Genomic DNA, 10,976 nt, shown 5'->3' on the forward strand with positions numbered 1-10,976 from the left:
GCGCGCCGGGCTTGTCTCCTTCGTTCAATCCAGCCACACGCCGTCGAACCGGTGCCCGCCGAGCGGCGAGAACGTGAGCCCGTGCACGCGCTTCGAAACCGGCAGCGACACGATCGACGTGGCGATCGGCGTGAACGGCACCTGATCCTTGAACACGACCTGCGCCTGCTCGTAGAGCGACGTGCGCTTCGCGACGTCCGCGTTCGTGCGCGCCGCATCGACGAGCCGCTCGAAGTCCGCGTTGCACCATTTCGCGAGATTGCTGCCGTGCACCGCGTCGCAGCCGAGCAGCGTGCCGAGCCAGTTGTCGGGGTCGCCGTTGTCGCCCGACCAGCCGTACAGGATCGCGTCGTGCTGACCGTCGTGCTTCGCACGGCGGTTGTACTCGCCCCATTCGTAGCTGACGATCTTCGCGCGCACGCCGATCTTCGCCCAGTCCTGCTGGATCAGTTGCGCCATCAACTGCGCATTCGGGTTGTACGGGCGCTGCACCGGCATCGCCCACAGCGTCAGGTCGAAGCCGTTCGGGAAGCCCGCCTGCGCGAGCAGCGCCTTCGCGGCGGCCGGATCGCGCGGCGCGTCCTTCAGGCGCGGGTTGTACGACCATTGCGACGGCGGCATCGGGTTCGTCGCGATCTTCGCATCGCCGTTGAACACGGTCTTGATGATCGCCGCCTTGTCGATCGCGATATCGAGCGCGCGCCGCACGTCGACGCGATCGAGCGGCGGATGCTGCGTGTTGTATGCGACGAAACCGACGTTGAAGCCCATCCCCGAGAACAGCGTCAGCTTCGGGTCGCGCCGCACCGTCTCCAGATCGGCCGGACGCGGGAACGCCGACACCTGGCACTCGCCGGCGACCAGCTTCTGCAGCCGCGCGGCCGGATCCGGCGTGATCGCGAACACCAGATGCGCGAGCTTCACGTCGTCCGGTTTCCAGTAGTCGGGATTCGCGTCGTAGCGGATCAGCGCATCCTTCTGGTACGTGCGCAACTGGAACGGCCCCGTGCCGACCGGGAACTGGTTGATATCGGCTTCGCGATGACGCGCCGCGAGCTGCGACGCATATTCGGCCGACAGGACCGAGGCGAACGCCATCGCAAGATTGCGCACGAACACGACGTCGGGGGACTTCAGCACGAAGCGCACCGTGTAGTCGTCGGCTTTCTCGATGCGCTCGATGTTGCGATCGAAGCCGAGATCGCTGAAGTACGGGAAGCTGACCGGGTAGGCCTTGCGGAACGGATCGTCCGGGTCGAGCATCCGGCGGAACGTGAACACGACGTCGTCCGCCTGGAACGGGCGCGTCGGCTTGAACCATGCGGTCGTCTGGAACTTCACGTCGTGTCGCAGGTGAAACGTATAGACACGCTGATCGGGCGACACGTCCCAGCTCGTCGCGAGCGACGGCACGAGATCGAGCGTGCCGCGCTTGAACTGCACGAGCCCGTTGTAGACCGTATACGTGCTCGCGTCGAAATCGGTACTCGTCGTGTGCTGGCCCGGATCGAAGCCGGCCGGGCTGCCTTCGGTGCAGTACACGAGCGTCTTGCCGGCCGGTGCGGCGAACGCGTGCGAAGCCGTACCGGCGAGCAGCAGCGATGCAGCCACGCAGCGTAGCGCCACACCGGCATGCGATGCGCGCCGCGCACGACGCGCGGCGGATGATGCGAATGGAATCTTCATGATGGCGGAAGGAAAAAGACGGTCACGTGAATGACGACCGCCGATCTTCGCGCGCATGCCGCCGATCGCTTACCAATTAATTCGGCGTTGCTTATCGCGGCGAATGCATCCCGCTGCCGTTGCATGAGATCGTCCATGCGGGCGTCGGAAGCCGGCGGCGCGACGCGGATACGGCACGCCTGGCGCACCGCCTTCCGTCCCCCTGCAGCTTTCTCCGAATTGGCGCATCGTATCGGTTGGCCAACGCCGGCACCGGCGCGCGGGCGTCCGCCCGGCGCGCACGTTCCGGCGCGGCGCGCCTGCCGGGCGCGCCGTCACTTCCTGGAGGACCCACGATGTCGATCCGTCCCGATACGCCCCCTCGTCCCGTGAAGTCGCCGGGCCCCGATCATCCGATCACGATCGAGCCGCATCCGTCGCGTGTCGTCGTCACGGTGGCCGGCAAGGTCGTCGCCGATACGCGTCGCGCGCTGGCGCTGCGCGAGGCGAGCTATCCGGCCGTGCTGTACATCCCGCGCGAGGATGCCGACATGGCGCTGCTGGAACGCACCGATCATGCAACGTACTGCCCGTACAAGGGCGATTGCGCGTACTACTCGATTCCGGCCGGCGGCGCGCGCGCGACCAACGCGGTATGGACGTACGAGCATCCGCATCCGGCCGTCGAATCGATTCGCGCCCATCTTGCGTTCTATCCGGATCGGGTCGACTCGATCGCGGAAAGCCCGCTCGGCACCGACTGAGGCTGGCCGCCGCCCCTACCGACCCTTTGTCCCGCCGCTGATTTGCATATGCGGATTCATTGGTTGGCCGCCAACCTGCGCGGCCGTATCGTCCTGAATCCGGCGCGGGCCGGCCGGCTGCGCGCATCGCCCGCATCCGGCTCCGTCCTGAGCCGACCGCGCCGCATGCACGCGCGGCCCGTGAACCCGCAAGCAGGACGCCTCGATGAACGACACGCCACACGCACACGTTGAAACGACCCCGGAGAACCCGCGCCGCCGCCAGTTGCTGCATGGCGCGGCCGCCGGGCTGGCCGGGCTCGCGCTCGGACCTCTCGCGGGGCTGCCCGCGTATGCGCAAGGCGGCACGCGGCTGCGCATCGGTTTCCAGAAATACGGCAACTTCGTCGTGCTCAAGGCGCGCGGTACGCTCGAGAAGCGGCTCGCGAGCCAGGGCGTCACGGTGCAATGGCTGGAGTTTCCGGCCGGCCCGCAATTGCTCGAAGGGCTGAACGCCGGTGCGATCGATGTCGGCACGGTCGGCGAAACGCCGCCGATCTTCGCGCAGGCGGCCGGCGTCGATTTCGTCTACATCGGCAACGAACCGCCCGCGCCGCAAGGCGAGGCGATCGTCGTGCTGCCCGATTCGCCGATCCGCAACGTCGCGCAGCTGCGCGGCAAGAAGGTCGCGTTCAACAAGGGTTCGAACGTGCACTACCTGCTCGTGAAGGCGCTCGAGCACGCGGGCCTCGCGTATGCCGACATCCAGCCGATCTACCTGACGCCCGCCGACGCGCGCGCCGCGTTCGTGCAGCGCAGCGTCGACGCGTGGGTGATCTGGGATCCGTATCTGGCGGCCGCCGAACGGCAGCTCGGCGCGCGCGTCGTCGCGAACGGCGACGGGCTCGTGCGCAACACGCAGTACTACCTCGCCGCGCGCAAATATGCGGCCGCGCAGCCGCAGGTGGTGCGCGCGCTGCTCGAGGAAGTCGACGCGGTCGACCGCTGGGGACGCGACCATATTCCGGAAGTCGCCGCGCAACTGTCGCCGCTCGTCGGCCTCGACGCGCCGACGCTCGAGGTCGCGCTGAAGCGGGCCGGCTACGGCGTGCAGCCGATCACCGACGCGACGCTCGCGTATCAGCAGAACATCGCCGATGCGTTCAGCACGCTGAAGCTGATTCCCGGCAAGGTGACGGTAGCCAACGCGCGCTGACGTTGACGTACTGCCGCTGCAACGCGATTACGGTGAGCGCGCCGCGCCGATGCGCCGCCATTCGTCGTAATCGGTGACGAGGCCCGCATCGTCGATCTCGATGTCGGCCGCATACGTGCCGCTCTCGTAGCGGTACACATTCTTCGCCGTACGCGCATAGCGCTGCTCGCCGCGCACGATGTCGAAGTCCGGAAAACGCAGCCATGCAGTGCGGATCACGGTCGATGCGCCGACCTCCAGCCCGAGACGCCGGATCGGCAGCGTATTGGTCGACGGACTGAAGCCAAGATCGATGTCGGTCGCGCCTTCGAGCGCCGGCGCGTCGGCACCGTCGATCGTCCATCGCCCTGCTTCGCACCGGATATCGCGCTGCACAGGCGGTGCCGTGCCGAACCGGTAGTTCAGGCGTACCGACCGCGTAAGCCAGTTCGCATCGCACACGATCGCATAGTCGGCGCGAAACGGCGTGCCGTCCAGCGCGCCCGCGACCGAGCCCGACAAGTCGATGCACGTGCGCGACTCGGCCAGCCGGCACCATTCGACCGCCTGCCAGCTCTGCTCGATCTGCCATGCAACGCAGCGCGTGCGCGCCGCTTCGTCCGGTTGCGTCATGTCGTCTCCTGTCGGTCGAGGCGTGCTGTCGGTGCGATCGATGCGATTGCACCGGAGATCGATTTTCGCTCACCGCGCCGGCAAACACACGTGGTTGCGCGACACGACGATGGGCCGCCTCCCGCGCAGGACAATACGCGCACCCCCGCTCGCGCTGGAAGCGAACGGCGGGCGGCGCGTTACGAACCGTCGGCCTGACCGAGCGCGTCCGCGCAGCTTGCGGGCTTCCACGGGAACGTGCGTGCCAGCCGGTCCTGGTCGAACAGCACCTTGTACTTACTGTTACGGAATCGGACCGTCCTTCGAGTGCAGATGGAACAGGTGATCCCGTTCGTGCAAAGTTGCCGAGCGCCACCCGACGCATACGACGATGCGCCCGGCGTCGCTGCCGTGAAACCCGTCGCGGCCACACCGAGCGCGAGCAGTCCGCGCGCCACGCGCCGGCGCGTGTTGCGCGTCGACTTGCCGCATGCGGCTGCCTTTTCGTGAACCGCGACCCACGCGCGGATCGCTTCATTCCCGTCGAGGCAGGCAGGTCGCGGCGAAGGTGACGATGCTTCCCGGTTTGGCGGTAGTCTGCGCGACCGATATCAAATATCGGCCTTGCGGGCATCTTTCGGGGAAAGGGCCTTTAGTACTATCTTGCGATTGGGAAATCGGATCGAGATGCGAAACAATTTCCGGACAGTCGTGAATTCGTTTTATTTTCCGGAAGAGGCATCGAGTGGCGACGCATTACGCACCAATCGGAAATCAATCCCATGATTTCGATCCAGATTACAAACCAACACTAATCAGACAAGAGGCTCGACTTCATGGATTTGTTGGCGACGATGCGCATCTACGTCAGGGTCGTCGAGCGCGGCACGATGTCGGGCGCGGCGCGGGATCTGGACATGGGCCAGCCGGCCGTCAGCGAGCGTATCGAAAAACTCGAGAAATTTCTCGGCGCGCGGCTCCTGATGCGCAGCGCACGCACGCTCACGTGCACGGAAGAAGGCCGGGTCTTCTACGAACGCAGCAAGGAACTGCTCGATGCGGCGGAAAACACGGTCGCATCGGTCTCGAAGGCGGAAAACACGCTCAGCGGCACGATCCGGATCGCGGCGCCGCAATGCTTCGGCGAAGTCGTCGTCGCGAAGGCGCTGATCCATATCCGCACCGCGTATCCGCGACTGCACATCGACCTCGTGCTGAACGACAACATCGTCGACCCGGTCACCGAAGGGGTCGATATCTCGCTCCGTGTCGGTCAGCTCGGCGACGGCGGCTTTGTCGCGCACGCGCTCGGCGCGATCGGCCGCGTGCTCGTGGCCGCCCCCGCCTATCTCGACCGCCACGGCCCGATCGTAACGAAGGCGAATCTGGCGAACCACCCGTTCATCCGCGTCAAGGGCATCTTCGCGAACGAGCAGTTGCCGCTGCAAGGCGAAGACGGCACGCTCGAATACGCGCGCATCCAGACGGCGATGACGACGAGCCACTGGCGCCCGATGTTCGACACGATCGTGGCCGGCGGCGGTATCGGCGTGGTGCAGCAGCCGGCGTGCGTGAATGCGGTTGCGCGCGGCGAACTCGTCGAGATCCTGCCGCAATACACGATCCCCAACTTCGCGCTGAACGTGCTCGTCGCGCAACGGCCGCTGCCGCCGCGCGTGCGGGTCATCGTCGACCTGCTGAAGCAGGAAATCCCCGCACTGCTGACGAAGCACGAGCGGTAAGCGTCGCACGCCGATGCTTGCATCGCCGGCCGGGCGGGCGGTACCGTCTTGCCTTCCGGGATAATCGAAGCCTCGCCTCGAAACCCGTCCGTCGATTCGATCCGATGCGGCCCCGTCCTTGCCGGTGCCATCGCGTCGTACGTACAGGAGGGTTCGGGCGTGGACGTTCGCGTATACCTGCTGGCCGCCGCCGTATTTCTGGCCGGCGTCGCCGAAAATGTCTGCGTCGGCATCCCGCCGGCCCTCTCCGCCGGCCCGTTCACCACGATCCTCGCCGCCGTGTTCGGGCTCGCCGCACTCGTCGCGATCGCGTTCGTCGGGCGCATCGAACGGCGCACCGCGCCCGGTTCAGCGCTCGGCGGCGTGCTCGTCGAACGCGACGCGCTGCTCGTCACGCCGTGGGCAGCATGCGCGCTCGTCGCGATCGCGCCGGGATGTGCGTGCGTATCGCACATGGCCGATGCGGCAGGCGGTGCGTGCGTCGTCGCGATCGCGACCGGCCCTCGCCGCACATGTCGGCGACGTGTATCATCGCCGCCATCATGCCCATCCGACCGCTTCGTCCGCTCCTGATCGCCGCCGCACTCGCGACGCTCGCCGCACCTGTCGCATCGCGCGCACAGCAGGTCGGCGTGGTCGCGGATGGCGTCTACTACACGCCGAACACACATCTGCCCGTGGGCACGTCGCTGCAGATTCTGCCCGACGACGGCAAGGGTATCGCGCGCTGCTGCGCGACGATCGCCGGGCCGGCCGCGAAACCCGGCAACCAGATTCTCGACGCGCTGCACGACGACCGCACGATCGCCGCGTATGCGCTGTCGCTGCCGAAGTCGGTCCCGGCGGATACGACCGGTTTCGGCGTGGCCGGGGAGGCGCGCTTCGTGCATCAGGGCGCGCATCCGCAAGCCGTGCTCGCCGGCGGCCTGCCGCTTGCGTTCTCGACCTGCACGTCGACCGAAGGCACGCATTACCTCGGCCGCAGGGTCGGCAGCAACACGTTGCTCGTGCACCTGTACCAGTACTTCGACGGCGAGCTCGAATCGACCTGCCGGGATGCCGATCTGAAATAATTGGGCCGGCCGGCGGCATCGCGCCGTCAACCGCCGCGCCTTCACGCCCGGCGCATCACCACGCCTGCCGATAGATCGCGAGCGCGTCGGCTTCCGTCACTTCGCGCGGATTGTTCACGAGCAGGCGCGTCTGCAGCATCGCGTCCGACGCCATCCTCGGCAAGTCGCCCTCGCCGATCCCGACTTCGCGCAACGTGTTCGGAATGCCCGTCGCCACGATCAAGCGATCGATCTCGTCGATCAGCGCCTGCGTCCTCGCTTCGTCGCTGCCCGTCGCCGACGGTGCGACGATCGCTGCCAGTTCCGCATACAGCGGCGCGGCGGCCGGCGCGTTGAAGCGCAATACGTGCGGCAGCACGAGCGCGTTCGACAACCCGTGCGGCACGTGGAAAATGCCGCCGACCGGATAGGCCAACGCATGCACGGCCGCGACCGGCGCGTTCGCGAACGCCTGCCCCGCGAACATCGCACCGACCAGCATCGCTTCGCGCGCGTGGCGATCGGTGCCGTCGTCGCAGGCCTTCAGCAGATTGCGCGACAGCAGCGTCAATGCCTGCACGGCCAGCATGTCGGACACCGGATTCTTCAGCCGCGACGACGTATAGGCCTCGATCGCATGCACCATCGCGTCGATGCCCGTGGCCGCCGTCGCCGCGCGCGGCAGCCCGAGTGTCAATTCGGCATCGAGGATTGCAACGTCCGCGAACAGGTGCGGCGACACGACCCCCATCTTGCGCGCCTCGCCGACCGTGACGATCGACACGGCCGTCACTTCGGAGCCCGTACCGGCTGTGGTCGGCATCTGCACGAGCGGCAGCCGCGACGTCGCGACCTTGTCGACGCCGTACATGTCGGCCAGCGCCTGCCGGCCCGGCGCGAGCACCGCGATCAGCTTCGCGACGTCCATCGACGAGCCGCCGCCGAGACCGAGCACGATCTCGGCATCGGCCGCCACCGCCCGCTCGGTCGCTTCGAGCACCACGTGTTCGGGCGGATCCGCGATCACGTCGTCGATCACGGTCACCTGCCAGCCGTGCGCGGCGAGGCTCTCAAGTGCGGGCGCGAGCACGCCGCTGCGATGCAGGAACGCGTCGGTGACGACGCATAACCGCACAAGCGCCGGAAAGCGTTCGCGCAACAGCGCGCCGAGCCGGCGCGCGGCGCCGAATTCGACGATCTGCGTCGGAACGGTACGGAATTGAAACGGGCTCATCGGCTGTCTCCCGGTGGCGTCGCCGTGCCGGTGTCCGGCCGCACCATGTAGCGCGTCACGTCGCGGCGATCGAGCAACGGAATGATCGCTCCGACACCGATTCGCTGGAAATGCGGCGTTTCCCGATGCGCGTCGAGCCCGTCGGCGTCGCGATAACGCTCGAGGATCACGACGTGGTCGGGGTCGGCCGGCGACCGGAAGTACGCGTAGTCGAGGTTCTTCGGCTCGGCGCGCGTGGCCGGTGCGAGTTCGGCCAGCAACTCGATCACGCGGTCGCCATTGCCGGGTTTCGCGAAGTAATGGGCGATGACCTGCAGGTAAGGCTCGTTCATGCTGCGCTCCGGGTTCGACAGGGGCCCGTCAGGACGGGCCGACGTTCAGGAAGGCGGCGATCGTCTCCACGATATCGGGCAGACGGTCCGACGTCGCATTGTATTGAATCGGCGCGACGTTCGCAGCCCGCCGCGCACCTGTCGAATGCCGGCCGCGCCGATGGCGGTCGTCTCTCGCGTACGGTGGTCGTCACCGGTGCACCGGCCACTACCACGGCACGGTGCGCCCCAGGTAATCGAGGTATTCCAGCCCTGCCCGCCCCTGTTTTCCGATCAGCACGTTCACGAGGCTCGGCACGCTTTCCTCGATGGTCAGTCGCGCGTCGGGGCCTCCGAGTTCCGTGCGAACCCAGCCGGGCGCCATCAGCACCATCGCACGCGACGTGCCGGTCTGGCGTGCCGCGAAACTGCGCATGAACTGGTTCAGCGCGGCCTTGCTGCCGCGATAGACCTCGCGCATTCCGGTGACGTTGTTCGCGACACTGCCTTGCCCCGACGACATCGCACCGATCAGGCCATCGCCGGTCACGAGATCCTGAAGCGTCTCGATCACGCGCATCGGCGCCAGCGCATTCGTGATCATCACGCGCACGAATTCCCCGGTAGTCACTTCGCCGATCGTTTCGTTCGGGTCGTTGGTCGTTCCGGCGTTCACGAACAGCATGTCGAAGCGCCTGCCCGACACACGCTCGCGCAGCGCGGCCAGTTGTTCCGGATCGCAGATGTCGAGCGTCTCGATCTCGAGCCTGCCGTCGAAGCGCTCGGCGAGTTCGTGCAGTTTCGTTCGCCCCGACCCTTCACGGACCGTGCCCGTGACACGCCAGCCCTTGTTCAGGAATTGCTCCGCCATCGCGAGGCCGAGCCCTCGCGACGCGGCGACGAGCAGAATCGAGGGTGCGCCTGGGTTCGATACAGTCGATTGCATGGTTCTGCCTGTGTGGAAATCCGTCATGCAGTCACTATAGATGCGCGCGGAAATGAGCACCAGACGCACCGAACTCAAGGAATAGTTGCATCGAAGGCCATGCCAAACGGCTCAATGCCGTATGCTGCCCCCTTATGGAAAACATCGATCTCAACCTCGTCGCCGCGCTCGACGTGCTGCTGACCGAAAACAGCGTGACCGCCGCCGCGCGCCGGCTCGGGCTGAGCACGTCCGCGATGAGCCGCACGCTCACGCGGCTGCGTGCCGCCACCGGCGATCAGTTGCTCGTGCGCGCCGGACGCCAGCTCGTGCCGACGCCGCACGCAACCGCTTTGCGCGATCGCGTGCATGCGATCGCGAGCGACGCCCGTTCGGTGCTGCGGCCGGCCACGGCCGACGTCGACATGTCGACGCTCGCGGCCACCTTCACTGTGCGTGCGGCGGCGTCGTTCATGGACATGCTCGCCGGCCCGGTAGTCGCCGCGATCGGCGACATCGCGCCCGGCGTTCGCGTGCGTTTCGTCTCGAAGCCCGATCGCGACCCGGTGCCGCTGCGCAACGGCACGGTCGATCTGGAGATCGGCAAACGCGGCGACGACGCGCCCGAACTGCACACGCGCCCGCTCTTTCACGACTGGCACGTCGCGGTGGCGCGCGCCGGGCATCCGCTGTTCGCATCCGGCAAGATCACGCCCGCGCGCTACGCGGCGTGCCGTCACGTGATCGCATCGCAACTGGGCGATTTCGGCGGGCCGGCCGACGATGCGACAGGCCCGCTCGCGTCCACTCATGACGTTCATGTCGTCGTGCCCGGCTACCCCGATGCGATGCGCGTCGCGGCCGGCACCGACCTGATTGCGCTCGTGCCGCGCTCGAGCCTCGGCAATGCATTCACGCCGGGGCTCGCACAAGCGCTGCGGCTGCGCAGCTTCGACGTCCCGGTTCGACTGCCCGGGATCCTCGTTTCGGTGCTGTGGCATCCGCGCATGCACGGCGACCCGGTGCATCGCCGCCTGCGCGATACCGTCACCGACACATGCAAGCGCGCGTATCCGGAGTCCCGCCCGCCGCGCGCGTCGGCACGCGGCACGGGTTCGCGCGCAACCGGCTGAGGCATCCGGTCCGTGCGAAGCGCGCCGGCGTCACACCAGCCGGCCGCCGCCGTCGATGTGCAGGATCTCGCCGTTCATGAAGCCGTTGCCCAGCAGGAAAGCGATCGCTTCCCCGACTTCGTCGGCGCGTCCGACGCGTCCGCCCGGTAACGCCGCTGCGGCGTCGCCGAGAATCGCGTCGCGCGCTTGCGGGCCGAACGCGTCATACAGCGGCGTAGCGACGAAACCCGGCGCGACGACGTTCACGCGAATCGGCCTGAGTTCGAGTGCGAGCGACTGCGCCAGCGCCTCGACACCACGCACGGCGGCTGCGATCACGGACGTACCCTGCGCCGACGGACGATCCGCCAGTTGGCCGCCGGTC

General features: G+C 67.4%; 13 protein-coding genes. 6 read left to right on the plus strand and 7 right to left on the minus strand.

Annotated features, from left to right (window positions below):
• Window positions 1-24: 24 nt before the first annotated feature.
• Window positions 25-1,686, minus strand: coding sequence for an ABC transporter substrate-binding protein (locus tag J7024_RS25715; RefSeq protein ID WP_124826330.1), 1,662 nt, complete (start codon window positions 1,684-1,686; stop codon window positions 25-27).
• A 335-nt stretch (window positions 1,687-2,021) separates the two neighbouring features.
• On the opposite strand from J7024_RS25715, the gene J7024_RS25720 reads away from it, so the two are divergent.
• The gene (locus J7024_RS25720; RefSeq protein WP_124826331.1) at window positions 2,022-2,429 is read left to right on the plus strand and encodes a DUF427 domain-containing protein; all 408 of its coding nucleotides are present in this window, start codon (window positions 2,022-2,024) and stop codon (window positions 2,427-2,429) included.
• Between the two features lie 205 nt (window positions 2,430-2,634).
• The gene (locus tag J7024_RS25725; RefSeq protein WP_124826332.1) at window positions 2,635-3,624 is read left to right on the plus strand and encodes a sulfonate ABC transporter substrate-binding protein; all 990 of its coding nucleotides are present in this window, start codon (window positions 2,635-2,637) and stop codon (window positions 3,622-3,624) included.
• A gap of 27 nt (window positions 3,625-3,651) precedes the next feature.
• Here J7024_RS25725 and J7024_RS25730 read toward each other — a convergent pair whose 3' ends face one another.
• Both J7024_RS25730 and J7024_RS25735 read right to left on the minus strand, forming a co-directional pair.
• Window positions 3,652-4,236, minus strand: coding sequence for a putative glycolipid-binding domain-containing protein (locus J7024_RS25730; protein ID WP_234745583.1), 585 nt, complete (start codon window positions 4,234-4,236; stop codon window positions 3,652-3,654).
• A 179-nt stretch (window positions 4,237-4,415) separates the two neighbouring features.
• Window positions 4,416-4,673, minus strand: coding sequence for a hypothetical protein (locus J7024_RS25735; protein ID WP_234745584.1), 258 nt, complete (start codon window positions 4,671-4,673; stop codon window positions 4,416-4,418).
• Between the two features lie 378 nt (window positions 4,674-5,051).
• Between J7024_RS25735 and J7024_RS25740 the strand changes: the two genes are divergently transcribed.
• From J7024_RS25740 to J7024_RS25750, 3 genes are all read left to right on the plus strand, one after another.
• Window positions 5,052-5,957, plus strand: coding sequence for a LysR family transcriptional regulator (locus J7024_RS25740; protein ID WP_124826335.1), 906 nt, complete (start codon window positions 5,052-5,054; stop codon window positions 5,955-5,957).
• A gap of 159 nt (window positions 5,958-6,116) precedes the next feature.
• On the plus strand, window positions 6,117-6,530 hold the full coding sequence (locus J7024_RS25745) for a hypothetical protein (RefSeq protein ID WP_233410088.1): 414 nt from the start codon (window positions 6,117-6,119) through the stop codon (window positions 6,528-6,530).
• Window positions 6,500-7,030, plus strand: a complete 531-nt coding sequence (locus tag J7024_RS25750; protein ID WP_124826336.1) for a hypothetical protein — start codon at window positions 6,500-6,502, stop codon at window positions 7,028-7,030. The genes J7024_RS25745 and J7024_RS25750 overlap by 31 nt, the downstream gene beginning before the upstream one ends.
• Window positions 7,031-7,085: 55 nt before the next feature.
• Here the strand turns inward: J7024_RS25750 and J7024_RS25755 are convergent, their stop codons facing one another.
• The 3 genes from J7024_RS25755 to J7024_RS25765 all read right to left on the minus strand — a co-directional run bounded on the left by J7024_RS25755 (window position 7,086) and on the right by J7024_RS25765 (window position 9,500).
• Window positions 7,086-8,243, minus strand: a complete 1,158-nt coding sequence (locus tag J7024_RS25755; protein ID WP_124826337.1) for an iron-containing alcohol dehydrogenase — start codon at window positions 8,241-8,243, stop codon at window positions 7,086-7,088.
• Entirely contained in the window at window positions 8,240-8,575 is a 336-nt protein-coding gene (locus J7024_RS25760; protein WP_175796613.1) for a putative quinol monooxygenase, read from the minus strand. Before J7024_RS25760 ends, J7024_RS25755 begins: the two co-directional genes overlap by 4 nt.
• A 208-nt stretch (window positions 8,576-8,783) precedes the next feature.
• A complete protein-coding gene (locus J7024_RS25765) occupies window positions 8,784-9,500 on the minus strand; it encodes an SDR family oxidoreductase (RefSeq protein WP_124826339.1) in 717 nt (238 codons plus the stop codon).
• Between the two features lie 134 nt (window positions 9,501-9,634).
• Between J7024_RS25765 and J7024_RS25770 the strand changes: the two genes are divergently transcribed.
• Window positions 9,635-10,612 carry a LysR family transcriptional regulator gene (locus tag J7024_RS25770; RefSeq protein WP_199569061.1) on the plus strand — a complete coding sequence of 326 codons (978 nt, stop codon included), beginning with the start codon at window positions 9,635-9,637 and terminating at the stop codon, window positions 10,610-10,612.
• A gap of 30 nt (window positions 10,613-10,642) precedes the next feature.
• Here the strand turns inward: J7024_RS25770 and J7024_RS25775 are convergent.
• The coding region (locus tag J7024_RS25775; protein ID WP_234745585.1) for an SDR family oxidoreductase at window positions 10,643-10,976 on the minus strand (334 nt) is incomplete at its 5' end.

This window comes from Burkholderia sp. WTPI3, assembly GCF_021483755.1.
In the GTDB taxonomy this organism is placed as follows: domain Bacteria; phylum Pseudomonadota; class Gammaproteobacteria; order Burkholderiales; family Burkholderiaceae; genus Burkholderia.